The organism is Pseudomonas sp. SORGH_AS_0199 (assembly GCF_031453735.1).
GTDB classification, from domain to species: domain Bacteria; phylum Pseudomonadota; class Gammaproteobacteria; order Pseudomonadales; family Pseudomonadaceae; genus Chryseomonas; species Chryseomonas aestiva.
In genome coordinates, this window is sequence record NZ_JAVJAE010000001.1 from 3,621,844 (window position 1) to 3,648,030 (window position 26,187).

Annotated in this window: 21 protein-coding genes and 1 pseudogene; 11 read left to right on the forward strand and 11 right to left on the reverse strand. The window is 67.8% G+C overall.

All coding sequences use genetic code 11. The annotated features are described in order from the left end of the window. Position 1 precedes the first annotated feature (1 nt). The gene (egtD, locus tag QE444_RS16980; RefSeq protein WP_309740195.1) at positions 2-964 is read left to right on the forward strand and encodes an L-histidine N(alpha)-methyltransferase; all 963 of its coding nucleotides are present in this window, start codon (positions 2-4) and stop codon (positions 962-964) included. Positions 965-1,078: 114 nt separating this feature from the next. Further along, positions 1,079-2,911: a bifunctional diguanylate cyclase/phosphodiesterase gene (locus QE444_RS16985; protein WP_133861074.1), complete on the forward strand. Its 1,833-nt coding sequence runs from the start codon at positions 1,079-1,081 to the stop codon at positions 2,909-2,911. Positions 2,912-2,966: 55 nt separating this feature from the next. Here the strand turns inward: QE444_RS16985 and QE444_RS16990 are convergent, their stop codons facing one another. Both QE444_RS16990 and prmB read right to left on the reverse strand, forming a co-directional pair. Beyond that, the gene (locus QE444_RS16990; protein ID WP_158893063.1) at positions 2,967-4,286 is read right to left on the reverse strand and encodes a DEAD/DEAH box helicase; all 1,320 of its coding nucleotides are present in this window, start codon (positions 4,284-4,286) and stop codon (positions 2,967-2,969) included. Between the two features lie 50 nt (positions 4,287-4,336). Continuing rightward, complete coding sequence (prmB, locus tag QE444_RS16995; protein ID WP_273862266.1) at positions 4,337-5,251, reverse strand: 50S ribosomal protein L3 N(5)-glutamine methyltransferase; 915 nt, start codon at positions 5,249-5,251, stop codon at positions 4,337-4,339. 111 nt (positions 5,252-5,362) lie between these two features. On the opposite strand from prmB, the gene QE444_RS17000 reads away from it, so the two are divergent. Next, positions 5,363-7,129: a thiamine pyrophosphate-requiring protein gene (locus QE444_RS17000; protein WP_309740200.1), complete on the forward strand. Its 1,767-nt coding sequence runs from the start codon at positions 5,363-5,365 to the stop codon at positions 7,127-7,129. A 69-nt stretch (positions 7,130-7,198) separates the two neighbouring features. After that, positions 7,199-7,522, forward strand: coding sequence for a hypothetical protein (locus QE444_RS17005; protein WP_309740202.1), 324 nt, complete (start codon positions 7,199-7,201; stop codon positions 7,520-7,522). On the opposite strand, the gene QE444_RS17010 is transcribed toward QE444_RS17005, so the two are convergent. From QE444_RS17010 to QE444_RS17020, 3 genes are read right to left on the reverse strand one after another with little or no spacing between them, the layout of a single operon-like run. After that, the gene (locus tag QE444_RS17010) at positions 7,523-8,392 is read right to left on the reverse strand and encodes a rhomboid family intramembrane serine protease (protein WP_133861079.1); all 870 of its coding nucleotides are present in this window, start codon (positions 8,390-8,392) and stop codon (positions 7,523-7,525) included. It abuts the gene before it with no gap. Beyond that, the gene (locus QE444_RS17015; protein WP_285386102.1) at positions 8,389-9,348 is read right to left on the reverse strand and encodes a metallophosphoesterase; all 960 of its coding nucleotides are present in this window, start codon (positions 9,346-9,348) and stop codon (positions 8,389-8,391) included. Before QE444_RS17015 ends, QE444_RS17010 begins: the two co-directional genes overlap by 4 nt. Then, positions 9,348-10,232: an NAD(+) kinase gene (locus QE444_RS17020; protein ID WP_007158929.1), complete on the reverse strand. Its 885-nt coding sequence runs from the start codon at positions 10,230-10,232 to the stop codon at positions 9,348-9,350. The genes QE444_RS17015 and QE444_RS17020 overlap by 1 nt, the downstream gene beginning before the upstream one ends. Positions 10,233-10,272: 40 nt before the next feature. On the opposite strand from QE444_RS17020, the gene QE444_RS17025 reads away from it, so the two are divergent. Further along, positions 10,273-11,253, forward strand: a complete 981-nt coding sequence (locus tag QE444_RS17025; protein ID WP_309740207.1) for a DUF1853 family protein — start codon at positions 10,273-10,275, stop codon at positions 11,251-11,253. On the opposite strand, the gene QE444_RS17030 is transcribed toward QE444_RS17025, so the two are convergent. The 3 genes from QE444_RS17030 to QE444_RS17040 all read right to left on the reverse strand — a co-directional run bounded on the left by QE444_RS17030 (position 11,226) and on the right by QE444_RS17040 (position 15,783). After that, positions 11,226-12,149: a pyridoxal-phosphate dependent enzyme gene (locus QE444_RS17030; protein WP_309740209.1), complete on the reverse strand. Its 924-nt coding sequence runs from the start codon at positions 12,147-12,149 to the stop codon at positions 11,226-11,228. The genes QE444_RS17025 and QE444_RS17030 overlap by 28 nt on opposite strands. An 11-nt stretch (positions 12,150-12,160) precedes the next feature. After that, positions 12,161-13,474 carry a chromosome partitioning protein ParA gene (locus QE444_RS17035; protein ID WP_187979675.1) on the reverse strand — a complete coding sequence of 438 codons (1,314 nt, stop codon included), beginning with the start codon at positions 13,472-13,474 and terminating at the stop codon, positions 12,161-12,163. Between the two features lie 287 nt (positions 13,475-13,761). After that, entirely contained in the window at positions 13,762-15,783 is a 2,022-nt protein-coding gene (locus tag QE444_RS17040) for an NADPH-dependent 2,4-dienoyl-CoA reductase (protein WP_309742020.1), read from the reverse strand. A gap of 229 nt (positions 15,784-16,012) precedes the next feature. Here QE444_RS17040 and QE444_RS17045 point away from each other — a divergent pair, with 229 nt between their 5' ends. The 4 genes from QE444_RS17045 (at position 16,013) to QE444_RS17060 (ending at position 21,412) form a co-directional block, all read left to right on the forward strand. After that, on the forward strand, positions 16,013-17,035 hold the full coding sequence (locus tag QE444_RS17045; protein ID WP_187979677.1) for a carbon-nitrogen hydrolase family protein: 1,023 nt from the start codon (positions 16,013-16,015) through the stop codon (positions 17,033-17,035). Then, positions 17,032-18,075 (forward strand): AraC family transcriptional regulator, encoded by a 1,044-nt coding sequence (locus tag QE444_RS17050; protein WP_187979678.1) that lies wholly within the window; start codon positions 17,032-17,034, stop codon positions 18,073-18,075. The genes QE444_RS17045 and QE444_RS17050 overlap by 4 nt, the downstream gene beginning before the upstream one ends. A gap of 65 nt (positions 18,076-18,140) precedes the next feature. Next, a complete protein-coding gene (locus QE444_RS17055) occupies positions 18,141-20,666 on the forward strand; it encodes a mechanosensitive ion channel domain-containing protein (RefSeq protein WP_309740220.1) in 2,526 nt (841 codons plus the stop codon). Between the two features lie 5 nt (positions 20,667-20,671). Then, on the forward strand, positions 20,672-21,412 hold the full coding sequence (locus QE444_RS17060; RefSeq protein ID WP_280306407.1) for an NUDIX domain-containing protein: 741 nt from the start codon (positions 20,672-20,674) through the stop codon (positions 21,410-21,412). On the opposite strand, the gene cysE is transcribed toward QE444_RS17060, so the two are convergent. Genes cysE through QE444_RS17075 form a run of 3 tightly spaced genes read right to left on the reverse strand, consistent with a single transcriptional unit; the run spans position 21,394 to position 23,316 of the window. Next, the gene (cysE, locus tag QE444_RS17065) at positions 21,394-22,182 is read right to left on the reverse strand and encodes a serine O-acetyltransferase (protein WP_309740223.1); all 789 of its coding nucleotides are present in this window, start codon (positions 22,180-22,182) and stop codon (positions 21,394-21,396) included. The two genes, QE444_RS17060 and cysE, sit on opposite strands and share 19 nt — an antisense overlap. Positions 22,183-22,197: 15 nt before the next feature. Beyond that, entirely contained in the window at positions 22,198-22,764 is a 567-nt protein-coding gene (locus tag QE444_RS17070; RefSeq protein ID WP_187979682.1) for a GNAT family N-acetyltransferase, read from the reverse strand. Positions 22,765-22,773: 9 nt separating this feature from the next. Further along, complete coding sequence (locus QE444_RS17075) at positions 22,774-23,316, reverse strand: helix-turn-helix domain-containing protein (RefSeq protein ID WP_273862278.1); 543 nt, start codon at positions 23,314-23,316, stop codon at positions 22,774-22,776. A 666-nt stretch (positions 23,317-23,982) separates the two neighbouring features. Between QE444_RS17075 and QE444_RS17080 the strand changes: the two are divergent. Together QE444_RS17080 and QE444_RS17085 are read left to right on the forward strand one after the other, a co-directional pair. Further along, positions 23,983-24,159, forward strand: a pseudogene (locus QE444_RS17080) (general stress protein); the annotation flags it as partial. 221 nt (positions 24,160-24,380) lie between these two features. Beyond that, complete coding sequence (locus tag QE444_RS17085; RefSeq protein WP_309740227.1) at positions 24,381-26,186, forward strand: methyl-accepting chemotaxis protein; 1,806 nt, start codon at positions 24,381-24,383, stop codon at positions 26,184-26,186. Position 26,187 lies beyond the last annotated feature (1 nt).

The following is a 26,187-nucleotide window of genomic DNA, read 5'->3' on the forward strand; positions in this document are numbered from 1 at the left end:
CATGGCCCTAGCCGTGCGCTTCTTCGATCAGCAACCGGTGAGCGTCGCCGACAGCTCGCTGCGGGACGATGTGCTCCAGGGCTTTGCCCAGACCCCGAAGGCGTTGTCGCCGAAATATTTCTACGATCAGCGCGGCTCCGAGCTGTTCGAGGCCATCACCCGGCAGCCCGAGTACTATCCCACCCGTACCGAAGAGGCCATCCTCGCCACGGCGGCCGGTGAGATCGCGCGCCTGGCCGGACGCGACGCCGCCCTGGTCGAACTGGGCAGCGGAGCCAGTCGCAAGGTGCGCCTGCTGCTGGAAGCCATGCACCCGGCCGGCTATCTGGGCATCGACATCTCCCGGGACTTCCTGCTCAGCAGCACCCAGCGGCTGGCAGCCGACTACCCTTGGCTGGACGTCAGCGCCGCCTGCGCCGACTTCAGTCGACCCATGACCCTGCCCGACAGTCTCGACGGCCTGCGTCCCATCGCCTTCTTTCCGGGCTCGAGCATCGGCAACTTCACCCCGGAAGAAGCCGGCGTCTTCCTGCGCAACCTGCACCGGATGCTGCCGGCCACCGGGGGCCTGCTGATCGGGGTGGACCTGATCAAGGACCGGTCGCGGCTGGATGCGGCTTACAACGACGCCGCCGGGGTGACCGCCGATTTCAATCTCAACCTGCTGGAACGCATCCGCCGCGAGCTGGACACCGATCTCGATCCGCAGCGCTTCCGGCACCTGGCCTTCTTCAACAAAGAACAGGCGCGCATCGAGATGCACCTGGTCAGCACCCGCGACCAGACCGTACGTCTCGAAGGTCGCCGCTTCGCCTTCCGTGAAGGCGAACGTCTGCATACCGAGAATTCCTACAAGTACAGCCTGGAGAGTTTTCGTGCGCTGGCCGAAGACGCCGGTTTCAGACAGGTGCGGGTGTGGACCGACCCCCAGGCGCTGTTCGCCGTCTTCTACTTCGCGGCCTGAGCCTTTCGACAGATAAATGACGACTGACAGAGTGTGAGGCGAGTGGTGAGGGAACTCTCGACCCGATCACGCTCTAAGTAGCAATCTGCTACTACAGCGCACCGAGACGTTGCTATGGAGCCTGCTCCACTCACTGCGGCCAATGAACGCCAGCGTCTTGCACTGCTGCGCGATCTCGCCTTGATCGACCGTCCCTCCGACCGTGCCTTCCAGGATCTCACCGAGCTCTGCGCGCGGCTGTTCGATGTCCCCTACGCCATGATCTGCTTTCTAGACGGCCAGCAGGTTCATTGTCGAGCCACCGTGGGCTGCGCGCCCCTGACCGTGCCGCGCACCCAGTCGTTCTGCCAGCACCTGCAGGAAACCAGCCTGCCGCTGCAGGTGGAAGACGCGCGCAACGACGCCCGCTTCGCCGACCTCCAGGTGGTCACCAGCGCGCCCCATATCCGCTATTACCTGGGCGCACCGCTGCGCACGACCGAAGGGCTGATGCTCGGCAGCCTCTGCCTGTTCGATTCGGCACCCCGTGCCGCCCTGCCCCAGGATCGGCTGATCGCGCTGCAGCAACTGGCGGCCCTTGCCAGCCAGCACATCGAACTGCTGCGCACCGAAGCCTTCTGGGACCCGGTCACCCAGTTGCCGAATGGCCAGCGCTTCATCGAGGATGCCGAAGCCCTGACCCGTTCCGGGACCCGCGTGGTGGCCGTGGCGGCCGATCTGTTCGCCCAGAGCTATCTCAACGATTTCATCAAGGCCATGGGCCAGGCCCACTTCGATGGCCTGCAGCGCGCCATCAAGCAGCACCTGCGCCGTCTGCTGCCGGTCGAGCTACCCCTGTATCGCCTGGGGCCGGCCCGCTTCGGCTTTCTGCTGCACGACGCCGACGAGACCGCGCAACAGGCGCTGCTCGAACGCCTGCAGGAGGAATTGACCGGGGTGCTCGACTACAACGGCATTCCCATCCAGACCCGCCTGGGCCTGGGAATCATGTCCCTGACCGACGATCACCCCACCGACTGGCTGCGCGCCCTGATCGCCACCGCCGACGATGCCCGCGCCGAGATGCGCGGCTGCCGGCATTTCGATCCGCAGCACGATGCCGCCTACCGCCGCGCCTTCGCCCTGCTCAGCGCCCTGCCCCAGGCGCTGCGCGCCGAGGATCAGCTGAGCCTGGTCTACCAGCCGCGCATCGATCTGGCCACCGGTCGCTGCCACAGCGTCGAGGCACTGCTGCGCTGGCAGCATCCGCACCTGGGGTCGGTCAGTCCGGCGGAATTCATTCCACTGGCGGAAAAGACCGCGCTGATCACCGCCCTGAGTCGCTGGGTGATGCAGCAGGCCATCAGCCAGGCCTATACCTGGCAGCGGGAAGGTCGGAGTCTGGGCGTGGCGATCAACATCTCCGCCCATGACCTGAACGATCCGGACTTCACCGAGCAGACCACCGAGTTGCTGCAGCGCTATCCGGTCAATCCCAGGCGCCTGGAACTGGAGGTCACCGAGAATGCCCTGCTGGGTGACGTGGCGCTGATCCATCGCCAGCTGGCCGCCCTGCGCGAGCTGGGCATCGGCATCGCCATCGACGACTTCGGTACCGGCTACAACAACCTCTCGCACCTGCGCGAGTTGCCGGCCGACACCATCAAGATCGATCGCAGCTTCGTGCGCGAACTGACCCATCGCACCAAGGACCGGCTGATCGTCAGTTCGCTGATCGAACTGTCCCACCAGCTGGGCTTTCGCATCACCGCCGAAGGCATCGAGACCGCCGAGGCCCTGGCCAGCCTGCTGGCCATGGGCTGCGACGAAGGCCAGGGCTTCTGGATCGGCAAGCCCATGCCCGAACCGGAGTTGCAGGCCTGGCTGCTGATCCAGCAACCGGATCTGCAACGCTCGACCCGTCGCGCACCGGTCTTCCAGCTGTTCGACAACACCGCCAAGCACTGAGCCCGCCCTGCCCCGCGGTCTCGCCGCGGGGTGGCGCCTCAGGCCTGGCGCGGGATCACTCCTGGGTGCGCTTGCGCGGCGGCGCGAAGCCGTCGGCCGAAGTCGGCACCAGGGCGCCGGGGCGGCGCTCGGACTTGGGTTTGGCCTTGGTCTTGGCCTTGCCGTCCTTCTTGCCCTCGGTCTTTTTCTTCTTCACGCCGGCAGCCTTGCCCGACGCCTTGAGCTTTTTCGGGCCGTTGTAGCTGGCCTTGAGACCCGGCAGGTGACGGCGCTCGAATCTCAGCTTGAGATAGCGCTCGATGCTGGACATCAGATTCCAGTCGCCATGGGTGACGAAGGAGATCGCCGTACCCGCCTCGCCGGCGCGCCCGGTGCGGCCGATGCGGTGGACGTATTCGTCGCCACTGCGCGGCAGGTCGTAGTTGATCACCAGGTCGAGGCCTTCGACGTCCAGGCCGCGGGCAGCCACGTCGGTGGCGATCAGCACCTTGACCGCGCCGCTCTGCAGCCGCTCCACCGCCAGCTTGCGGTCCTTGGTGTCCTTGTCGCCGTGCAGCACGAAGACCTTGAGGCCCTCGGCCACCAGGCGGCCGGTGAGGCGATCGGCCTGCACCTTGGTGTTGGTGAAGACGATGGCCTTGCGATAGGTCTCGTTGGCCAGCAGCCACTGCAGCAGGCGCTCCTTGTGCGGGGGCTCGTCGGCCAGGATCACCTGCTGCACCACGGCTTCGTTCAGTTCGCCAGTGCGGTCCAGCATGAGATTCTGCGGCTCGCGCAGGACCTGCTCGACCACCTGACGCAGGCTGTTGCCACCGCTGGTCGCGGAGAACAGCAGGGTCTGGCGACCCTCCCGCTCGCAGCTCGCGGCGATCTGCAGCACGTCCTCGGAAAAGCCCATGTCGAGCATGCGGTCGGCTTCGTCGAGTACCAGCATCTCGATGTCTTTCAGGTTCACGTTGCCGGCGTTACGCTGCTCCAGCAGGCGACCGGGGGTGGCCACCAGGATCTCCGGATTCTTGCGCAGGCCGGCGGCCTGGACCCGGAAGTCCTCGCCACCGATCACCAGGCCGGCCTTGAGAAAGGTGAACTGGCCGAAGCGTTCGATTTCCTTGGCGGTCTGCTGGGCCAGCTCGCGGGTCGGCAGCAGGATCAGCGCGCGGGCGCCGGAGCGGGGCTTGGGATCCTTGAGCAGGCGATCCAGCAGCGGCAGCAGGAAGGCGGCGGTCTTGCCGCTGCCGGTGCGGGCGGTGACGCGCAGGTCATGACCTGCCAGGGCCGGGCCCACGGCAGCGGCCTGGACCGGAGTGGGCGTCTTGAAGCCCAGGGTGTCGAGGGCCTTGAGCAGGCGCTCGTGCAGAGCGAGTTCGGTAAACACGGGTAGACCTCGGTAAAGAAAGGGCGGCCGCCGCGGGCGACCGCAGGTGATCAGGGGACCAGACGGCTGCGGAACAGCGCCTGGTGCTCGCGGCACTGGGCGGCGGCCAGCAGGAAGACGCCATGGCCGCCGCGCTCGAATTCGAGCCAGGTGAAATCGACTTCCGGATAGAGCGCCTCGACGTGGACCTGGCTGTTGCCCACCTCCACGACGAGGATGCCCTGCTCGGTGAGGTGATCGGCGGCCTCGGCCAGCATCCGCCGCACCAGGTCCAGGCCGTCGTCGCCACAGGCCAGGCCCAGGGCCGGTTCGTGCTGGTATTCGGCCGGCATGTCGGCGAAGTCCTCGGCATCCACATAGGGCGGATTGCTGACGATCAGGTCGAAACGCTGCCCTGGCAGTCCGGCGAAGCCGTCGCCCTGGACGGTATAGACGCGATCCTCCAGGTCGTGGCGCTCGATGTTCTGCCAGGCCACTTCGAGGGCGTCGTAGGACAGATCGCCCAGGGCCACCTCGGCCTCGGGGAAGGCATAGGCGCAGGCGATGCCGATGCAGCCCGAGCCGGTACAGAGATCGAGGATGCGCGCCGGCGCGGCCGGCAGCCAGGGCGCGAACTGCGCGTCGATCAGCTCGCCGATGGGCGAGCGCGGCACCAGCACCCGCTCGTCGACGGTGAACGGCAGGCCGCAGAACCAGGCTTCGCCGAGCAGATAGGCGGTCGGCACACGCTCCTGGATGCGCTTGTGCAGGAGCACCCCGAGTGCGTAGCGCTCGTCGTCTTCCAGGGCGCAGTCCAGGTAGCGATCGGCGGTGTCCCAGGGCAGGTGCACGGCGCCCAGCACCAGGGCGCGGGCCTCGTCCCAAGCGTTGTCGTGGCCATGGCCGAAGAACAGCTCTTCGGCATGGAAGCGGCTGACGGCCCAGCGGATGTGGTCGCGCAAGGTGCGCAGGCGGGATTCGCTCATGAAAGGCTCCGGATGATCAGCCGCGCATTCTAACCCGCGCCCGGTCCGGCTGCAGGAACTTAACGTCCGGGCCCTTCTTCCTAAATCTAGACCTTCAACGAGGAGAACGTCATGAGCAAGACCGTAGCCGACCATCTCTGGGAGCGCCTCGGCCAGTGGCACGTCGAGCGCATCTTCGGTTACCCCGGCGATGGCATCAACGGCATCATGGGCGCCCTGGGTCGGGTAGCCGACCAGTTCGACTACGTGCGGGTGCGCCACGAGGAGATGGCCGCCTTCATGGCCTGCGCCCATGCCAAGTTCACCGGCGAGGTGGGCGTCTGCCTGGCCACCTCCGGGCCCGGGGCCATCCATCTGCTCAACGGCCTGTACGACGCCAAGATGGACCATATGCCGGTAGTGGCCCTGGTGGGCCAGCAGGCCGCCTCTTCACTGGGCAGCGACTATCAGCAGGAAGTCGACCTGCACACCCTGTTCAAGGACGTCTCCGCCTATGTGGAGACGGTGGTGCATCCGGCGCAGCTGCGCCATGTCATCGACCGCGCCTTCCGCGTGGCCATCGCCGAGCGCCAGGTGGCGACGGTGATTATCCCCAACGACATCCAGCAGCTGCCGGCGGTGGAAAGTCCGCCGCACCAGCACGCCAATCTCCTTTCCGGTGCCGGGGCCATCCCGCCGCGACCCTATGCCCAGGAAGACGACCTGCAGGCCGCGGCAGACATCCTCAATGCCGGCAAGAAGGTTGCCCTGCTGGTGGGCGCCGGCGCCCTGCAGGCGCGCAGCGAGGTGATGGCGGTGGCCGAGAAGCTCAGCGCCGGGGTGGCCAAGGCGCTGCTGGGCAAGGGCGTACTCTCCGACGAACTGCCCTATGTCACCGGCGCCATCGGTCTGCTCGGCACCGAGGCCAGCGATCTGCTGATGAAGGAATGCGACACCCTGCTGATCGTCGGCTCGACCTTCCCCTATACCGAATTCCTGCCTCAGGAAGGCCAGGCGCGAGCGGTGCAGATCGACCTGCATGTGCGCAACATCAGCATGAGATATCCCATCGAGCAGCCGTTGCTGGGCGATGCCGCCGAGACCCTGAGACGCCTGCTGCCACTGCTGGAGAGCAAACCCCACGATAAATGGCGCGCGCGCATCGAAAAGAGCGTGGCCGCTTCCTGGCACTCCATCGAGCAGCGCGCCCTGGCGCCCGCCGAGCCGATCAATCCGCAGCGGGTGTTCCACGAACTTTCCAGCCAGTTGCCGCAGGATGCCATCCTCTGCGGCGACAGCGGCTCCCACACCAACTGGTATGCCCGCGACATCCGCATGCGCGGGCAGATGCTGGGGTCGCTGTCGGGCAAGCTGGCGACCATGGGCTGCGGCATTCCCTATGCCATCGCGGCCAAGTTCGCTCATCCGGATCGTCCGGTGATCGCCCTGGTGGGCGATGGCGCCATGCAGATGAACGGCAACGCCGAACTGGTCACCCTGCAGCAGTACTGGAAGAGATTCAGCAATCCGACCTTCATCGTCATGGTGCTCAACAACGGCGATCTCAATCAGGTGACCTGGGAGCAGCGTGCCCTGGCTGGAGACCCCAAGTTCGCCCCGGCCCAGGATGTACTCGACTTCCCCTATGCCCGCTATGGCGAATTGCTCGGCTTCAAGGGTCTGCGCATCCATCGCCCGGACGAGGTGGCCGATGCCTGGCAGCAGGCCTTCGAGGCGGATCGCCCGGTGGTGCTGGAATTCGTCACCGACCCCAGCGTGCCGCCGCTGCCGCCGCATATCAGCTTCGAGCAGGCCAGGGCCTTCCTCGGCGCTATCGCCAGTGGCGATCCGAATCGCTGGGACATGCTCAAGCAGGGAGCCCGGCAGCTGCTGCGCTAGCCCGCGCCGCTCAGGCTCGCCAAGCAACGCCGAGGCGTATAACCTCGGCGGCCTTACAGAGCCTGGGGTATGAGCATGCAGTTGCCCGAGCACGACCGTTTCGATCCACCGCCGCTGCGCCTGCGGCGGCCCTTCCTGACCTCCCTCGCCGCCGGCCTCGGCACCCTCTCGGTGCTGACCGGCCTGGCCGCGCTGCTGGCGGGCGGTGCGGCCCTGCTGCAGTGGCCGCAGCTGACGGCCTATCTGAGCCTGACCCGCGAGACCGCCCAGGGCTGCCTGGGCGGCGGTGCGCTGCTCTTGCTCATGGGGCGCTGGTTGCGTCGCCGCAGCCAGCGGCGCTGGCGCTATCGCAACGCCTTGCGCCTTTCTCCCGAGCTCAAGCGGCGACGCTAGCTAGCGCTGCCGCAGGCGGGCCAGGCCACCGCCCAGCAGTCCGGTGAGGCAACCCAGCACCAGACCGCCGACATGGGCGCCATTGGCGATGGAGCCGAAACCGAGCAGATCGAAGACCCCGGTCAGGCAGATCACCAGCCAGATCAGCATCATGGCCACCACGCCACGGGGCATGCGATAGGCCGGATTGGGCGCCAGCCACTGGAACAGCCAGCAATGGCCGAGCAGACCATAGAGCACGCCGGACAGACCGCCGAACAGCGCCGGCCCGGTCCAGGCGTACTGCACCAGGTTGGAGCCGGCGGCGAACACCAGGGTCAGGAGCAGCAGCAGCAGGCCGCCCTGGCGGAATTCGATGCGGCGACCCAGCTCCCAGTACCAGAGGGCGTTCATCGCCAGATGCAGCAGGCCGAAGTGCAGGAAGATCGGGGTGACCAGTCGCCACCATTCGCCGCGGGCCAGGCTGGCGTCGAGATCGAGAAAGGCGATGTGCTCCGCGTCGATCAGGCGGAATTCCTGCAGCGTCAGGTAGTGGATCAACGCCAGGTTGTCGCCCAGTTCGGTGGCCAGGCCCAGCAGCAGGGTGACGGCGAGAAAGACGGCGCTGACCGGACTGGCCTTGAGTTGCGCCAGCAGCCCGAAGCCCCGCGGTCCACGCGTCGCCTGGACCTCGCCGCGCGGATCGCCGTCGGGATAGCGTTCATAGAGGCTGCGGGTCTCTTCGATCCGCGCCGGGTCCAGCACCCAGAGCACCTGGCTGTCGCCCTCTTCCACCACCCGGTGGCGGATCTGCAGGCGCCGCAGCAGGCGCGTGAAGCCCAGCAGGTCACGGCCCAGGGGCACGCGCAGCACGGGTTGCGGCTGGTTCATCGCCCCTCCTCGCGCTGCACGTCGATCCAGACGAACTTGGCCGGGTCGATCTGGCGTTCGTCGTCGAGGCGGTAGGCCACCAGCTTGCCGTACTTGACCGCACTGTAGTCCAGGCAGGCGAGGTTCGGCCGCAGAGGTTCGGGATGGCCATCGCGCCAGTAGTGACCGACGAACAGCATCGGCTCATCCTCGCCATAGCAGAGCAGCCCGGCCTTTTCCTCGTCGCTCAAGGGTTCGCAGGCGATTTCCGCCGGCAAGGCATCGGGCTGGAAGACCACGTCGCCATAGGTCTGGGGATCGCTTTCCCAGAACTTGGTGCGAAAGCGCGCCCGCACATAGCCATCGCTGCCGGTGAGGCGCAGGCCATGGGGCAAGGGCAGCGACACGCCGTTGAGCAGGCGCGAGGCGACCCGACTGGCCAGGCTGCCGCCGACGATGGACTGGCGCACGAAGTCCTCGTCGATGCAGGCATCCGGATAGTGGTGGAGGAATTCGTCGATCAGCCGCTGATCCCAGCAGGCATGGACGATGCGGAAGTGCCCGAAGTCCTTGCACAGCGGCAGCCGGTAGAGCCAGCGCAGATGGTCCTGCCACTCGCCGGGATGGTCGGCGAAGGCCGCCAGGGTCTCCTGGATCAGCTGGCGATGGCGCGGCGTGTGTTCGCGTACCCAGGTCTGGCCGGTGCCGGGCAGCGCCGGGGTGTGCCAGGCCAGGGCATTGAGTTCGTGATTGCCGAGGATGCAGTGGGCATGGCCGCCTTCGACCATGGCCCGCACCCGGCGCAGGGAGCCGCGGATGCGCGGGCCGCGATCGACCAGGTCACCGAGAAAGATCGCCTGGCGCTCGGGGTGCTGCCAGACGCCGTCCACCTGCTGATAATCGAGACGCTCCAGCAGCAGGTCCAGGGTATGGGCGCAGCCGTGGAGATCGCCGATCAGATCGTAGCCCAGGGGCATCAGTCGTCTCCCAGCCGACTGCCCCAGCCGAGCTTGGTCCGGCAGATCTCGTAGTAGTTGTGATCCAGCGGATGGATCAGCCTGAGTTTGTGCGGCTTCTTCTGAATGGTCACGGTATCGCCGGGTGCGCAGGTGAAATGATTCTGGCCATCACATGAGACCTGCGGATAGATCGTCATGTTCGGCGACACCAGGATCGACAGGGTGCTGTCGCCGGACACCACGATGGGCCGGCTGGACAGGGTGTGGGGATACATGGGCACCACCACGATGGCATCCAGCTTGGGATGCATGATGGGGCCACCGGCCGACAGCGAGTAGGCGGTGGAGCCGGTGGGGGTGGCGACGATCAGGCCGTCGGCGCGCTGGCTGCAGACGAACTGGCCATCGATGTACAGCTCGAATTCGATCATCCGGGTGGACTTGCCCGGATGCAGCACCACGTCGTTGAGGGCATCGCCCTGGCCGATCATCTCGCCGCCGCGCTCGACGAAGGCATCGAGCAGGAAGCGCGTCTCCATCAGGTACTGACCGTCGAGCACCTCGGCGACCTTGGTCTCCAGTTCATCGGGACGGATATCGGTGAGAAAGCCCAGCTTGCCGCGGTTGATGCCCAGCACCGGCACCCGCGGGCGCACCAGGGCGCGGGCGGCGCCCAGCAGGCTGCCGTCGCCGCCGACCACGATCACCAGGTCGCAGATCTCGCCCATGAGCTTGCGCGACACCGTCTGCAGGCCATGCCCGGGCAGGACCTCGGCGATGGTGTTTTCCAGGATGACGTTGCGCCCGCGTTGCAGCAGAAAGGTCTTGAGCCGGCGGATGGTGTCCAGCACCTGGGTGCTGCCGAGTCGACCGATGATGCCGATGTTACGAAAGGAGTCCATGACGCGCCGGCGGCCCCGTTGGCTGGAAAGTGCGGAAAGTATGGGCGAAAGGCCGTGGCAGCGGCAAACCGCCCTCATCCGACCGCGGGTCGCCGCCGGTGATCCGCAGCGGACCGGCTTGGCCTATGCTGGCACCATGACGCCCTTCGCCGAATTGCACGCCCTGCCCCGCCGCTTGAGCCAGCCCCAGGTACGTGACCTCGCCTGGACCCTGATCGCCCCGCCGCTGCTGGAAGCCGCCGACACCCGCCATCCGCTGGTCGCGAGCGACTGGGCGAGTCATCCCGGCAGACTGGCCGACTGGCTGCGGCAACAGGACGCGGCGCCCGCGGCCCTAACAGCCTGGCTTGCCCAGGGCAGCGACCGCCGGCTGGGGCGCCAGTACGAAAGACTTTGGCAATTCGCCCTGGAACGGGCACCGGGGCTCAGATTGCGCGCGGCCAACCTGCCCCTGCGCGAGGGCGACCGTACCCTGGGCGAACTGGACCTGCTGGTGGAAGACGCCGAGGGGGTCCATCACCTGGAACTGGCGGTGAAGTTCTACCTGGGCGAAGGTCCACCAGACGCGCCGCGCTGGCTGGGTCCCGGTGGCGAAGACCAGCTGGCGCGCAAACTCTCACACCTGCGCCAGCGCCAGCTGCCGCTGTCGGCCACGCCCCTGGCCCAGGCCAGCCTGACGGCGCTGGACATCGCCCCGCCGCGGGCGGCGCTGTGGCTGGGCGGCTATCTGTTCCAGCCACTCGACCGCACCCTGCCCTGGCCGGTTGGCGCCCTGCCACCCCGCCAACCCCAGCTGTGGTGCGAGCGGCAGCTGTTGCCGGACGGTCATTGGGAGGTGCTGCCCAAGGGCCACTGGCTGGCGCCCGCAGTCGCCGACACGCCCTGCCTGCCGCTGCCGGACGGCGAGCCGAGCTGGCCGCAATTGCTGGTGCGGCGCGATGCACGTGGCGACGAAGAGGCGCGACTGTTCCTGGTGCCTGCGGGCTGGCCGGTTCAGCCGCCGGCCAACGCCGCCAGCTGAGTTTCCAGCGCGCGGCGGCCCTGGAGACCACCGCTGTGGACCAGCACCAGGCGACTGCCCGGCGCCAGCGCGCCGCCCTCGATTGCCTGGCGCAACGCCAGCCAGAGCTTGCCGGTATAGAGCGGCTCCAGGCCGATCCCAGTCTGCGCCTCGAATTCCGCCATGGCCCGCGCCAGCTCGGCATCGAGGCGGCCGAAGCCGCCGCGGCTGGCGTCCATCAGGCGCCAGTTGACGCCAGTGTGCTGCGCGAGCAGCCGGTCGAGCGTGGCTTCGACGCCATGCCCGGGTGGCACCGCCAGGCCGCCCACCACCTGCCAGGCGGGATCGGCGGCGCGGATCACCCCGGCCAGGGTGGTACCGGTGCCGGCAGCCAGCCAGAGTTGCTGGCAATCGGGCCAGCCCAGGGCGGCGAGTCCCTGCCGCAGTTCCGTGACGATGGCCGCGCAGGCCGCAGCGGCCTGCGCGTCGCAGCCGCCTTCGGGAATGGGTAGCAACCCGGGATAGCGCGCCTGCCAGGACTGCCAGAAGTCGCTGTCGTGGCGGCGGCGATAACCGCCATAGCCGAGCCAGTGCAGCGTCATGCCATTGGCCTGCAGATCCTCGACGGTGGGCGTCCGGCAGGGCTCGCCACGCAAGAGGCCGACGGTGGCGAAGCCTTCCTCCCGGCCCAGGGCGGCCAGCGCATGCAGATGATTGGAGTGGGCACCACCCAGGCTGATGAGCCCGCGGCCTTCGCCCCGAGCCAGGCGTTCGCGCCAGGGCCGCAGCTTGTAGGCCTTGTTGCCGTTATGCCCGGCCGAGCGCTGATCCAGGCGCAGCACCGCCAGGCGCAGGTCCCGCGCCGCCAGGATGGCGAGCTGCACCTCCTGGAGCACGGCGGGCGAAGGAAAGATCATCAACCAGGGAGTCAGAGATTGGCGACGTCACCATCGCTGTCATCGCCGCGGTGCTCGGCGCACAGGGTCGAGCGCAACGGATCGAACTGGGCGGGGTGTTCCACCCGCACCACCGGCCGTCCGCAGCGCTCGCCCTCCACCTCGGCCTGGCAGACCGGCTGCTGGTGATGCTCCAGCCAGCGCTGATACTGCTCCCGGCTGACCTTGCAGTGCTCGGCGACGTAACCCAGGGGATCGGCGCTGAAGCGAGGGACGTCCTGCCGGCTGAGGATCAGATGACCGGCGCCGGGCTGGAAGGTGACGAAGAGGATGCCCTGGCGCGCCAGGCGCTCCAGCTGGCCTTCGTTGCTGTCGCCGATCAGCTGGGCGCAGCGCTCGCGCAGCTGGCGGATGTCTTCCTGCAACTGGCCGTCCAGCTCGTCGCGGTACTTGAGTTCCACCTCGCGGATGGTCAGCTGGTTCTTCAGCTCGCCCACGGCGGCGGCCACCCGGGCCTCGCTTTCGGCTTCGGACTGGATGCGCAGCGCCTCGATCTTGTAGAGGGCGTTGCGCTCCAGGGTGCGCATCTGCTCGTTGAGCTCTTCGCGCTGCTGGCGAGTTTGCTCGTGCTGCTGCTCCAGGTGCTGGGCCAGGGCGGCATAGCGCACCTCCAGCTCGGCCTTGGCCGCGCGTACCTCGTCGGCGTCGCGCTGCAGACGCGCCAGGTCTTCCTGGTGCTGGCGGGTCAGGGTCAGCAGCCGGGTACGCTGACCGGCGATCAGCTTGTCCAGCGCCTCCTGGTGTTCCTGGGCGAGGATGCGGCGGACCCGTTCGAGACGGGCCTCGACATCGATGCCGTCGGCGGCGCTAGGGTGGTATTCCCCGGCCAGCTCCACCTCGCCATCGCGCGGCGCGACCAGGCCCAGGCAATCGCGGATCGCCTGCCAGTCGTCGTGCTCGGTCTCGCTGCGGGGATCCCAGAGATCGCCCTGGTGCCAGGAAATCGGGCAATGGCTGCGACTGGCCAGGCGGATCGGTCCGGCGCCCAGGTCGGGGCCGACATCGCCGCGCTCGGCCAGCTCGCCCAGCGGCAGGTCCCATTCCGGCAGCGGTTTGCCCTGGGCATCGAAGGCCAGCAGGAAGAACACCGCGGCCTTGACCCTGCGGTGCTCGTCCAGCAGCAGATAGACGAAGCGATGGCGCCGTCCGGCGCAGTCGAGCAGCGTCTGGTCGCCCTGCCAGAGCGCCTGAAAATCGGGGAACAGCAAGGCGCGATTCACACCCTGGTCGCCGAACCCCAGCACCACCGGGGTCAGTACCGTCTCTACGTTCAACGTCTCTGCCATCTCTCGCCGCGTGCTCTGTCGATCCCACATGAATACCGAGGCCGGCGTCTCGCCAATTGGCGACCGGACCTGCGTCCGCCCGCCGACCTCTGGCGGCGACACGGTAGACCCGCGTCGCCGCCCAACTCCTTCGACGCGCCGGGCCCCCACCCGACGCATCAGGACGGCAGCTTAGCCAATCCTGGTCGGCGGGATGGAAGAGAGGCCAGACATTGGGACGAGGGTCGGTCCGGAACCGATGTTATGCGGAGTGGATCACAGAAATCATCCCTGATCGCAACGAAGAGTTACAGCTGGGCGGCAAGGCGAGTGGCCTGATCGATGGCGCGCTTGGCGTCCAGCTCGGCGGCGACATCCGCGCCGCCGACCCGGTGCACCGCCACGCCGGCGCCGAGCAACTCGACTTCCAGCTCGCGCAGGGACTCCTGGCCCGCGCAGAGCACGACGTTGTCGACGTCCAGCACCTGCTCGCTGCCATCGGGCAGGCGCAGGCGCAGGCCGGCGTCGTCGATACCCAGGTATTCCACCCCGCCGAACGCCTGGACGCCACGCTGCTGCAGGCGCGAGCGGTGGATCCAGCCAGTGGTCTTGCCCAGGCCCTTGCCGGGTTTGCCCGGCTTGCGCTGCAGCAGCCAGACTTCGCGTGGCACGGCCGGCGGCGTCGCCGGGGCCAGCCCGCCGCGGCTGCTGAAACTGGGATCTATGCCCCACTCGCGGTAGAAGGCGGTGATGGGCTCCGCGTCCTGATGGCCGTGGGTGAGGAAATCCGCCACGTCGAAACCGATGCCGCCGGCGCCGATCAGGGCCACCCGCCGCCCTACCGGCTTGCGTTCAAGCAGGACGTCCAGGTAGCCCAGCACCTTGGGATGGTCGACCCCCGGAATGGGCGGCACCCGCGGCGTCACGCCGGTGGCCAGGATCACCCCGGCGAAGCCCTCGGCCTGCAATTCGGCGGCGCTGACGCGCTGGTTGAGGCGGACATCCACCGCCAGTCGCTCCAGACGCCGCTGGAAATACCTCAGGGTCTCGCCGAATTCTTCCTTGCCGGGAATGCGCCTGGCGACATTGAACTGGCCACCGATGCGCTCGCTGGCCTCGAACAGCACCACCTGGTGGCCGCGCTCGGCCAGGGTGCAGGCGGCGGCCAGGCCGGCCGGCCCGGCGCCGACCACGGCAAAGCGGCGTGATTCGGCGGCGGGCAGGATCTGCAACTCGGTCTCGTGGCAGGCGCGCGGATTGACCAGGCAGCTGGTCAGCTTGCCGGCGAAGGTGTGGTCCAGGCAGGCCTGGTTGCAGGCGATGCAAGTATTGATCTCGTCGGCGCGGCCGGCGGCGGCCTTGGCGACGAAGTCCGGGTCGGCCAGCAGCGGCCGGGCCATGGACACCAGGTCGGCCTGGCCGGCGGCGAGGATGGCCTCGGCCACCTCCGGGGTGTTGATGCGGTTGGTGGCGATCAGCGGCACCCGCACCCGGCCCTTGAGCTGGGCGGTGACGGCGGCGAAGGCGCCGCGCGGCACCAGGGTGGCGATGGTGGGGATGCGCGCCTCGTGCCAGCCGATGCCGGTGTTGATCAGGCTGACCCCGGCGTCTTCCAGCCAGAGCGCCAGCTGCAGGCATTCCTCGGGGGTGCTGCCCTGTTCCACCAGATCCAGCAGCGAGAGGCGGAAGATGATCAGGAAATCCGGGCCGGTCGCCCTGCGGATGCCTGCGACGACGGCCAGCGGCAAGCGGCAGCGACTGGCGAAGTCGCCACCCCAGCGATCCGTGCGATGGTTGGTCCGCGCGGCTATGAATTGATTGATGAAGTAGCCTTCGGAACCCATCACCTCGACACCGTCGTAGCCGGCCTGCTGCGCCAGCGTGGCACAGCGGACGAAGGCGGCGATCTGCCCCTCCACCTCGGCCTCGTCCAGCTCGCGTGGGGTGAAGGGATTGATCGGTGCCTGCAGCGCCGAGGGCGCCACCAGCTGGGGGTTATAGGCATAGCGACCGGCGTGCAGGATCTGCAGGCAGATACGGCCGCCGGCGGCATGCACCGCGTCCGTCACCGGCCGATGGTGCTCGGCCTCCTCGGGAGTGGTCAGCTTGGCCGCGCCCTTGGCCACCGCCCCCTCTTCGTTGGGCGCTATGCCCCCGGTGACGATCAGCCCCACCCCGCCCCGCGCCCGCTCGGCAAAGAAGGCGGCCATCCGCGCGAAGCCGCCAGGCCGCTCTTCCAGCCCCGTGTGCATGGACCCCATCACCACCCGGTTGCGCAGGGTGATCGACCCCACGGGCAGGGGTTCGAGCAGATGCGGATAGCTATTCATAGGGGTGGTATTAAGGGGGGCAAGCTCGATCATGGCGGTCTCCGGTGGTTGGCCTTTCTGGGAAAGCCTGGCGCCACGATAGGAGCAGCGCGGGCTGGCCTCAATCACCGGAAATGACAACCTCTTTACCCAAATGTACAGCCGCCCCTTGGCAGTGGCGGTCTGGTCTCCTACCCTGAGCACCTTTATCTCGCCCGGCCCGGGAGGCCGGGACCGCTCTGGAGTGCCGATGCGCAAGCTCGTGTTCCTGGTGCTGATCGCCCTGTTCGCCGTGCTGGCGGGCTGGGTGGCCCAGCGGCCAGCCTTCCATTACCTGTCGGATCTGCGCAGCAGCCTGGCGGTGGACCTGACCACCACGCCAGCGGCGGCCACCACCGGCAACCTGCTGGGGATCGAGCCCGAACTGGTCGCCCTGGACTATGGCAATCCCGAGCGATTGCGCCTCAAGCTCGCTGCCTATCTGGCCAATGCACGGCGCCTGGGCCTGATCGGCGCCCAGACCATCGTGGTGCTGCCCGAGCACCTGGGCACGCCCCTGGCGCTGATGGGCGAGAAGCCCGAGGTCTATGCCGCGGCGCGCAGCGAAGAGGCCATCCAGTGGCTGCTGCTGGGCAATCCGTTGCGCGTGGCTCGCGCCTGGTTCCAGGCCGAGGGTGACCGGCGCCTGGCCGACAGCCTGTTGCGCATGAAGGCCTGGGACATGGCCAGCGCCTATCAGCAGCTCTTCGGCGGCCTTGCCCGCCAGTACGGCGTCACCCTGGTGGCCGGCTCCATCGTCCTGCCCGGTCCGACCCTGGTGGACGGCGAATTGCAGGTGGGTACGGGACCTTTGCGCAATGTCACCCTGGTCTTCGGACCCGACGGCAAGGTGCTCGGCCAACCGCTGGTGCGACCGCTGACGGCCAGGGACAGCGGCGACGATCTCAGCCCGCCGCTGCTGCGACTGGAGACGCCGCTGGGCCGTCTCGGCGTCATCCAGGGCAGCGACACCGGTCGCGCCGGCGTGCTGGACGCTCCCCAGGTGGACTTGCTGGCGATTCCCGCCCTCGCCTCGGGCGCCACCCCGGCACCGGCACCCTTCGACATCCAGCGCCTGCGCGCCGCCGGCATCCGCGCCGCCCTGGAAGTGCAGCTGCGCGGCCGCCTCTGGGAATGGCAGGCCGGCGGCGGCAGCCAGGCCTTCACCCCGGATGCGACAGCGGCCACCGATGCTGCCCAGGCCGGGAGCAAGCTGATCAATCTGCGGCTATGAGCGCGCCGGCGCTGCGCCTGGGCGACCTCTCCACCGGCTTCGTGCTGGCGCTGGCGGCAGCCGTCGCCCAGCGGGGTGCCGATGCCGCCGGCCTGCTGGCACGCTTCGGCCTGACCGCGGCGCGGCTGGCCGAACCTGGCGGACGGCTGTCGATCCCCCACTACATGCGCCTGGGCCATGCGGCCCTGGAACTGACTGGCGATTCGGCGCTGGGCCTGGCCATGGGCCGGGCGATGCGGCCGGCCTTTCTCGGTCTCGCCGGCGTCACCGTGGGCCAGGCGCCGGACGTGCGTCACGCCGCCGAGACGCTGCTCGAACTGGAACCGCTCTATGGCCGCAACTACCGGGGCCGGTCGCGCTATGCCGCCCAGGGCCGCGACGCCTGGCTGCACTTCTATAGCATCAGCCCCTACAACGGTTACAACCGCTTCGTGGTTGACGTGGTGCTCAGCGCCTGGCTGGCGCTGCTGAGCGCCGTCGCCGGGCGCCCGCTACAACCGCGCCGCGTCCTCATCGAATACCCCGCACCGGCGGACGTGGCGCCCTACCACGCCGCCTTCGGCTGCGCGGTGGAATTCGGCGCCGCCGAGAATGCGCTGCTACTCGATGCCGCGACCCTGGCCCGGACCGGGTCCGAGCATTGCCCGGCCACCTGGCGCCAGCTGCTGGCCCTGAGCGAAGTCGAACACGGCCGCCTGACCCGCACCCGCGGCCTCACCGAGCGGGTGGTCGAAGTCATGGGGCCCTTGCTGCGGCACGGCGAGCCGACCCTGGAGCAGATCGCCAGCCGGCTGCGTCTGCCGTCCTGGACGCTGAGGCGCAAGCTGGCCGAAGAAGGTACCCAGTACCGTACCCTGCTCAACCTGACCCGCCGCGACCTGGCGCTGGCCTATATCCGCGATACCGAGGCCAGCTTCGGCGAGATCGCCTATCTGCTTGGCTTCGCCTCCCCCGCCGCCTTCCAGCGCGCCTTCAAGCGCTGGACCGAGCAGACGCCGGGTGACTGGCGGCGTCTCCAGCGGCAGGGAGTGGCCAACTGAAGGGAGCATAGGCGAGGATCGCGGGTCCTAACTGGCTGATCCTTCATCAGGACCGCTATCGCCCCATGCCGAACTTCCTGCTCGCCCTGTTGCTGCTGTGCCTGGCGTTGCCCCTACGCGCCGCCGAAACCCCTGGCCCGCCCCCGACCGGTCTCGATCCTCAGCAGGCGCGCCAAGTCGCGGCCCTGCTGCAGGATCCGCAGCGCCGCCAGGAGCTGATCCTGACCTTGCAGGCCATCGCCAGCCAGCCGGCGAGCGCGACCGGGACGAAGGCGGCACCGGCGGCTACGGCAACCGCCGCCACTGCACCAGCGGCAGCCGCCCCGGCGCCAGGCGAGGAAAAGGCGCTGGTACCGCTGGAAGCCAATGGCCTGATCGCCCAGACCCTCAGTCGCGTCGGTCGCTGGGCCGACAACCTGGGCAGCGAGCTGAACCAGGTGCAGCGGGCCGTGCGTACCCTGCCCGACTGGTCGCGCGCCAGCTTCACGTCCGAAGCGGGTCGCCGCGCCCTGCTGCAGGCCTTGCTGACCCTGGCCACCCTCTTTGCCGCCGGCCTGGTGGGCGAGTGGCTGATCCATCGGGCGCTCCGGCGCCCGCGGCAACGGCTGCAGCGCCATGCCGATCTGGCCGACACCCGCGCCCGACGCCAGGCCCAGCAGCAGGCGGCCCAGCAGTCCCCTGCTGAAGCGTCGGCACCGGCGGTCGAGGAGGCCGCTACCCGCCCGGCCGAAGCCGCGGTGGCCCTGGTCAAGACTCAGCGTGATGGCGTGGATCAACTCGAAGAGGTGCCCATCGCCCCGTCCGACAGCGCCGCACCTGCGCCAGCCGCGCCGGTGACCGAATCCACTGCCACCGATCCCGCATCCGCCAACCGCGCCCGACCCAGCGCCGAGGAGCACTGGACCACCCTGCGGCACCTGCCCTTCGCCCTGGGACTGCTATTGCTGGAACTGCTGCCGCTATTGGCTTTCTGGGCCACGGCGGCGCTGCTGATCCACTATCTGGTGGGCGCGGATGCCAATCAGCGCGAGCTGGTCGGTGGCTTCCTCGGTGCCTATCTCACCACCCGCCTGGCGCTGATCGTCATCCGCCTGCTGATCGATCCCGCCGCCCACGGCATCCGCCTGCTCAAGGTCAGGACCGCCCTCGCCTGTACCCTGCTGCGCTGGCTGCACGCCTTCGTGGCCCTGATCACCTTCGGCCTGGCGCTGGCCCAGGCCGCGGACATCCTGGGTGCCAACGAAGAGGGCCGCGAAGCCATCGTCAAGCTGGTCTCGCTGCTGGCCCATCTGTTGGTGGTGGGACTGATCTTTCATGTCCGCCGGCCGGTGGCCGCCCGTATCGCCGGGCGCCAGGATGGCAGTGGCGCCCTGACCGTGCTGCGCGCCTGGCTGGGTCAGGTCTGGGCCGTATTCGCCGCCGTGTTCGTCATGGGTGGCTGGACCATGTGGGCACTGGACATCGAGAACGGGCTGCCGCGGCTGATGAATTTCGTCGCGCTGTCCGCCGGCATCGTGATCCTCGGGCGCCTGGCGGCGGTATTCCTGCTCGGCCTGCTGGGTCGCTTGTTCCAGCCCGCAACCACCGAAGGCGGCAGCGCTACCGATCTGCACCTGCAGCGCTACTATCCGCTGGCGCGCTGGCTGGTGGGGGTGATCGTCACCCTGATCACCGTCCTGGCGCTGTTCCAGTCCTGGGGCTGGAGCGTGCTGGACTGGTTCGGTGACGGCAGCATCGGGCGCAGTCTGCTGTCCGCCTTTCTCACCATCCTCATCGCCGCCGTCATCGCGGTGGTGGTCTGGGAAGGCGCCAACGCCACCGTGAATCGTCGACTGAGCAGCTGGAACGAACGCGGTGACACGGTGCGGGCCGCGCGCTTGCGTACCCTGCTGCCCATGCTGCGCACCGGGCTGTTCATCCTGGTCGCGCTGATCGTCGGCCTGACCGCGCTGAGCGAACTGGGCATCAACACCACGCCGCTACTGGCCAGCGCCAGCATCATCGGCGTGGCCCTGGGCTTCGGCTCGCAGAAGCTGGTGCAGGACTTCATCACCGGTATCTTCCTGCTGCTGGAAAACGCCATGCAGGTGGGCGACTGGGTCACCGTGGCCGGGGTCTCGGGTACCGTGGAGTACCTCTCGATCCGCACCGTGCGCCTGCGCGCCGGCGACGGCTCCCTGCACATCGTGCCCTTCAGCTCGGTGTCGGCGGTCAACAACATCAACCGTGGGCTGGGCAACGCCGCCCTGCGCATCAGCGTGGGCTACGCAGAGGACATCGAGCGCGTCATCGCCGAACTCAAGGACATCGGCGCCGGCATGCGCGCCGACGAGGCCTTCAAGGAGCTGATCCTCGCCGATCTGGAGATCTGGGGCGTGGACGCCGTCGACGGCTCCATGGTGACCATCGCCGGGCAGATGAGATGCCTAGACAAGGGCCGCTGGGGCGTGCAGCGCGAACTCAACCGCCGCATCCTCGAACGCTTCCGCGAACGCGGCATCGAGATCGCCAATCCGCGTGCCAGCCTGCTGCTGCCCAGCGAAGCCGGTATCGTGCCCTCCTCGCCCATCCAGCCACGGCCTGCGGAGTAACAGCTGTGCAATACCGTCAAGACGCCTTCAACGGCCTGATCATCGACGCCGCCTCGCTGCCGTCCACCCGCGAGGCCTTTGCCCCGGCGCTGGCGGAGTTGCTCGACAGCGCCCGCCGCGACGGACGCAACCTGATCTGGCTGACCCTGCCGCTGGCCCTTGGCGAGCTGGTCGGGGTGGCCACCCGCGCCGGTTTCGTCTTTCACAACTGCCTGGAGCAGGAGCTGACCCTGGTCTGGCGGGGCACCGCCACGGCCTTCGCCCCCTTCGTCCCGACCCACAGCCTGGGCGTCGGCGGCCTGGTGCTCAATGCCCGTGATGAACTGCTGGCGATCCGCGAACGCGGCAGCCAGGGCTACAAGCTGCCGGGGGGCCATGTCGAGCTGGGCGAAGACCTGGGGCCGGCGGTGATCCGCGAGGTCTGGGAGGAAACCGGCATCCACAGCGCCTTTCGCAGCGTGGTCGGCCTGGTGACCACGCATCCCTACCGCTTCGGCAAATCCAATCTCTATGTGGTCTGCCGCCTCGATCCCCTGAGTGCCGACATCGCCATCCAGGATCCGGACGAGATCGAGGACGCCCGCTGGCTGGCGCTGCCCGACTACCTGGCGGATCCGGGCAACAGTGCCTTCAACCGCGAGCTGGTGCGCAGCCTGGCGCAGGCGGAGGGCCTGCGGTCGAGCGCGCTGAACAGCGAGCGCTATCCCAAGGCCGAGGTCTTTCTGGCTCAGCCGTCGAAGGACTGATCCATGCTTTCGGCCGGATGGGCATCGCGCGGACGCCCTACCGGGCGAGCGGGAATACCCACCACCGTGGTGTGGGGCGCCACCGGATGCAGGACCACGCTGTTGGCGCCGATCTTGGCGCCCTCGCCGATCTCCAGATTGCCGAGGATCTTGACCCCGGCGCCGATCATCACCCCGCGCCGCACCTTGGGATGGCGATCGCCCTGCTCCTTGCCGGTGCCGCCCAGGGTCACCTGCTGCAGGATGGAGACGTCGTCCTCCACCACCGCGGTTTCGCCGATGACGATGCCGGTACCGTGGTCGAGCATGATGCCGCGCCCCAGCCGCGCCGCCGGGTGGATGTCGATGGCCAGCAGCCGATTGCAGCGCGCCTGCAGGTGCAGGGCCAGCAGCCGCTCGCCGTTGTGCCAGAGGGCATGGCTCAGGCGCTGGGTCTGCAGCGCCAGGAAGCCCTTGGAGAACAGGAAGATCTCCAGCAGGCTGGCATAGGCCGGATCCCGTGCCAGCACCGCTTCCAGGTCCGCGCAGGCCGCCAGGGTCAGCGCCGGCCACTCGGCGTGCAGGGCAGCGAAGCGTTCGCCGAGTGACTCGGCCTGCCCTGAATCCTCCGCCAGGGCCTCGGCGCAGCGCCGGACCAGGGCGGCGGCCAGATCCACCGGCTGCAGCAGCGCTCGTGTCAGCCCCTCGGCCAGGGCCGGGGCGTCGCGGCGCCCGGCCTCGGCTTGGGCGCGCAGGAGTTGCCAGAGTTCGGGAGCGGAGCGAAGCGGCATGGCGGGACAGGGTCCTTAACTGGGAGCGCCCAGCTTAGCGGGCGCGGCCGGTAACGTCTTGTACATCAGGGTGGTGCTGTCACGGCGTTCGGGTTGGCGGGCATCCAGGGCATAGCCGGGAATCCTGCCGACCACCTGATAGCCGAGGGACAGATAGAGCGGCTCGGCATGGTCGTCGCTGCGGGTGTCCAGGGTCAGCAATTCCCGCCCCTGGGCCTGGGCGGCCGCTTCCACCGCCTGCATCAGCCGACGCGCCAGGCCCTGGCGACGGCAGTCCGGATGCACCAGCAACTTGACCACGTCAGCGCGGTGCGGCTGATTGGCCGGGGTATCCAGCACCAGTTGCACGCTGCCGACCACGCGGCCGTCCTGCAGCGCGGCGAACAAGAGCCGGATGCCCCGGGCCAGGCCCGGGGCCACGGCTTCGGTCCAGAAGCGCCGGTTCACCACGTCGGCCAGCGGCAGGATGAAGCCGATGCTGGCGCCCTGCTCGACACAGGCGGCCAGTAGTTGCTGGAATTCATTCAGATGCCTCGTGAAAGCGGCGGCGTCGAGCTGTTCGATACGCAGGGAAGCACTCATGGACACACCTCAGATCATGAACAGGAGATAACGGGCGCCCGCCGGGCCACTCAGGAAGCGACTGCTACCCCAGAGGCGATAGCGCAGGCAGTCGCCGACGCCCAGTTGATAGGGCTGCTCTTCGATCCACAGCTGCAAGTCGCCTTCGAGCAGGAGCAGATGGTGTTCGAGGCCTGGCCGGGGCGATGCCTGATAGCGGATGTCCACGCCCGGCCCCAGCTGGCTCTCGATGACTTCACCCGCCAGAGCCTGGGCCGGCGGCGAGACCGAACGGCGGGTGAAGGCCTGCTCGGGATCGGCCCAGATCTGCTGCGCCTGGCGCTCGACCTGGGCCGGATAGGCGCTTTCCACGCTATGCAGCAGGCGCGTCAGGGTCAGGCCGTAGGCCGAACAGAGCTGCCCGAGGACCGCCGTGGTCGGACTGACCTCGGCATTTTCCAGCCGAGACAGCGTCGCGCGACTGACCCCGCTCAGGGTTGCCAACTGCTCCAGTGACAGCTCGCGCTCCAGACGCAGGGCCTTCAGCCGGACGGCAAGACGTTGATCGAGCATGGCCATCTCCCAATTTAGGGATTTTTTCTCACATTCGGGAAAATTTGGAAAGGGCTTTTTTGCAAGACCTGCCTTATCAGACGTATCAACGAACTTCCTATCGCATTAAACTTTATCGGAAGAACTTATATTACCGACTGCCCAGCAACCTGGCTGATCGACTTGATTACTTGGTCGAACGCTCTAGCTTGGCTGTTCGCCCACATTTTATCGTCAGGCGAACAGCGTTACCCTGTAACAGCGCGAGAAGTGGCGCTATTGAAGCGGCGATAAATTTACCCATGAAGAAAGAACAAGCTCTCGGCCAAGGCGTCTGAGTCAGACTGCGGCAAAGCTCAACCCGGATACGCCCTGCAGCCAGATGCATCAAGACATTTCGGCACATGACAGATAGCCTGCTGGATTACTGTCGCTCCGCTCGCCGATTCTTCTACAGCCCCTGTACAACCTTTGGCCTGACGGCTCTGGCCAGGCCATCGTTAAATAAAAGTCTATATTTAACTTGCACGTCGTATAACAAAATATCCCTTTATCACCTCGCTCGAACTCGTCTTCCGCCCCCTACTCTCAATAACCGAAACGCCTAGCCTTTGGGGAGCGCAGCGTTCGACTCTTCAATAATTGAAAGTGGGAGAAGTTCTTATGGCCAACAAAAGCAGCAATCCAGGCAACTTCGCCAACAACCGCGATCGCGCCGCCGAGGCTGGTCGCAAGGGTGGACGTGCCAGCGGCGGCAATTTCGCCAACAATCCGACCCGGGCTTCCGAAGCCGGGCGCAAGGGTGGTCAGAATAGCCATGGCACTCGCCGACCCGAAGCGGCGAACGACGTCGAGGCGACCTGACCCGCGTTCCTCGATGCCGCCCGGCAGCCCTCCAGGCATGGCAAGACCTGGCAGGCTGCCCTTTCTGTTATTGCTGTTCCATCGCTGCTGGCACCTCAGGCGCCTGAGCCCCCAAGTGCGTTACAACTCACACAAATGCATGACCGTGCTACTTTTATCGGACAACCCGAGTGCTCCCCAGGGCTCACTCTTTCTGCCTCTGTCCGTCTGCACCGGTGCCCATGCTCAACAACATTCGCATCCAGAACAAACTCTTCGCCGGCTTCGCCGCCATCATCGCCCTGGTGGTCCTGCTGCTCTGGCTGACCTATGCCGCGTTGCAGAGCCTGGTGGACGCCAATCGCTGGGACAGGCACACCGCCGAGGTGCTGCTGTCGGTCACCACGCTGGACAACAATCTGCTCGAGACCCGGGCCAAGTTGCGCAACTACTGGTATTCCGGCTCAACCGCGGATGCCGACGCTGCGCGGCAGGCGCTGGCGCCACTGGCCGCAGCCGTGCGCGTGCCGCAGCAGCTGACCCAGGATAATGCTGAGCAACAGCAGCGCTTCGCTCGCCTTGCCGCGGACCTCGACACCTGGCGCCAGCAGACCTTCGAACCCCTGTTGCGCCTGCGTGATACCGGCAATCTGTCAGCGGTGCAGCTGGCCAACGAGCCCCTGATCACCACCCTGACCAATCAGGTCGCGGCCATGCGTCAGCAGATCCAGACCATCGCCGATGAAGAACGCCGCCTGTACGCGCAACGCGCGGGTCATACCGAGCAGGTACGCGACCAGCTGACCTGGACCCTGGTCGCCGGCGGCGCCCTCTGCGTGGTGCTGGCCGCCCTCATCGCCTGGCTGCTGTCCCATAATCTGCTGCGTTCGGTGCGCCGGCTGACCGATACCGTGGCGCGCATTTCCGCGGGCGACAGCAGCGCGCGCGTGGCGGTCCAGGGCCGTGACGAACTCGCCCAGGTCGGTCTGGCCTTCAATCAGATGGCGCAGCAGATCCAGGACGACCACGTCCGCGAACAGGCGCTGATGCAGCGCCTGCGCGCCGATGTCGACGACCTGCTCGGGCTGGTCAACAAGGCCGCCGCCGGTGACCTCACCGGACGGACCGCGGTCAGCGGCGACGACGCCATCGGCCAACTGGCCCGCGGCCTGAGCAAGATGATCGAGGACCTGCGCGGCATGCTCGCCAAGGTGCAGCGCGCCGGCATCCAGGTGACCTCCTCCACCACCGAGATCGCCGCCTCCTCGCGCCAGCAGGAGGCCACCAGCATCGAGCAGGCGCAGACCAGCGTCGAGGTGCTGAGCACCACGCGCGAGATCGCCGCCAACGCCAATGCCCTGGTACGCACCATGGAAGAAGCCGTGCAGGTGGCGGACGAGACCACCGAGGGCGCGGAGCAGGCGCGCAGCAGCCTGGCGAGCATGGACGGCACCATGCAGCGCATGGTGGCGGCGACCGATTCGATCAACGCCAAGCTCGCCGCCCTGTCGGAGAAGTCCAGCCACATCAACAAGGTGCTGACCACCATCACCAAGGTGGCCGACCAGACCAATCTGCTGTCGCTCAACGCCGCCATCGAGGCGGAAAAGGCCGGTGAAGCGGGCCGCGGCTTCTCGGTGGTGGCCACCGAGATCCGTCGCCTGTCCGACCAGACCACCGCGGCCACCGACGACATCGAGCAGATGCTCAAGGACATGAACTCCGCGGTTTCCGCCAGCGTCATGGGCATGGACAAGTTTTCCGAGGAGATCCGCCGCAGCGTGCAGGAGGTGGCCAGCGTCAGCGATCAGCTGGCCGGGGTGATCGAGGACGTGCAGAAGTTGCCGGCGCGGTTCGATATCGTCCTGGAGGGCATGCAGTCCCAGGCGGTGGGTGCCGGCCAGATCGCCGAGACCATCACCCAGCTCAACGACAGCACCCAGCAGACCACCGAGGCGCTCAAGGCCACCAGCGAGGCGGTCCAGTATCTGCAACAGGCGGCCCAGGACCTGCAGAGCAGCGTCGCCACCTTCTCGGTCACCCGTTGAC

Bases quoted from the DNA above. Each gene is read 5' to 3' on its own strand.
- egtD (WP_309740195.1), top strand. From the start codon at position 2: ATGGCCCTAGCCGTGCGCTTCTTCGATCAGCAACCGGTGAGCGTCGCC.
- QE444_RS16985 (WP_133861074.1), top strand. From the start codon at position 1,079: ATGGAGCCTGCTCCACTCACTGCGGCCAATGAACGCCAGCGTCTTGCA.
- prmB (WP_273862266.1), bottom strand. From the start codon at position 5,251: ATGAGCGAATCCCGCCTGCGCACCTTGCGCGACCACATCCGCTGGGCC.
- QE444_RS17000 (WP_309740200.1), top strand. From the start codon at position 5,363: ATGAGCAAGACCGTAGCCGACCATCTCTGGGAGCGCCTCGGCCAGTGG.
- QE444_RS17005 (WP_309740202.1), top strand. From the start codon at position 7,199: ATGAGCATGCAGTTGCCCGAGCACGACCGTTTCGATCCACCGCCGCTG.
- QE444_RS17010 (WP_133861079.1), bottom strand. From the start codon at position 8,392: ATGAACCAGCCGCAACCCGTGCTGCGCGTGCCCCTGGGCCGTGACCTG.
- QE444_RS17015 (WP_285386102.1), bottom strand. From the start codon at position 9,348: ATGCCCCTGGGCTACGATCTGATCGGCGATCTCCACGGCTGCGCCCAT.
- QE444_RS17020 (WP_007158929.1), bottom strand. From the start codon at position 10,232: ATGGACTCCTTTCGTAACATCGGCATCATCGGTCGACTCGGCAGCACC.
- QE444_RS17025 (WP_309740207.1), top strand. From the start codon at position 10,273: ATGGGCGAAAGGCCGTGGCAGCGGCAAACCGCCCTCATCCGACCGCGG.
- QE444_RS17030 (WP_309740209.1), bottom strand. From the start codon at position 12,149: ATGATCTTTCCTTCGCCCGCCGTGCTCCAGGAGGTGCAGCTCGCCATC.
- QE444_RS17035 (WP_187979675.1), bottom strand. From the start codon at position 13,474: ATGGCAGAGACGTTGAACGTAGAGACGGTACTGACCCCGGTGGTGCTG.
- QE444_RS17040 (WP_309742020.1), bottom strand. From the start codon at position 15,783: ATGAATAGCTATCCGCATCTGCTCGAACCCCTGCCCGTGGGGTCGATC.
- QE444_RS17045 (WP_187979677.1), top strand. From the start codon at position 16,013: ATGCGCAAGCTCGTGTTCCTGGTGCTGATCGCCCTGTTCGCCGTGCTG.
- QE444_RS17050 (WP_187979678.1), top strand. From the start codon at position 17,032: ATGAGCGCGCCGGCGCTGCGCCTGGGCGACCTCTCCACCGGCTTCGTG.
- QE444_RS17055 (WP_309740220.1), top strand. From the start codon at position 18,141: ATGCCGAACTTCCTGCTCGCCCTGTTGCTGCTGTGCCTGGCGTTGCCC.
- cysE (WP_309740223.1), bottom strand. From the start codon at position 22,182: ATGCCGCTTCGCTCCGCTCCCGAACTCTGGCAACTCCTGCGCGCCCAA.
- QE444_RS17070 (WP_187979682.1), bottom strand. From the start codon at position 22,764: ATGAGTGCTTCCCTGCGTATCGAACAGCTCGACGCCGCCGCTTTCACG.
- QE444_RS17075 (WP_273862278.1), bottom strand. From the start codon at position 23,316: ATGCTCGATCAACGTCTTGCCGTCCGGCTGAAGGCCCTGCGTCTGGAG.
- QE444_RS17085 (WP_309740227.1), top strand. From the start codon at position 24,381: ATGCTCAACAACATTCGCATCCAGAACAAACTCTTCGCCGGCTTCGCC.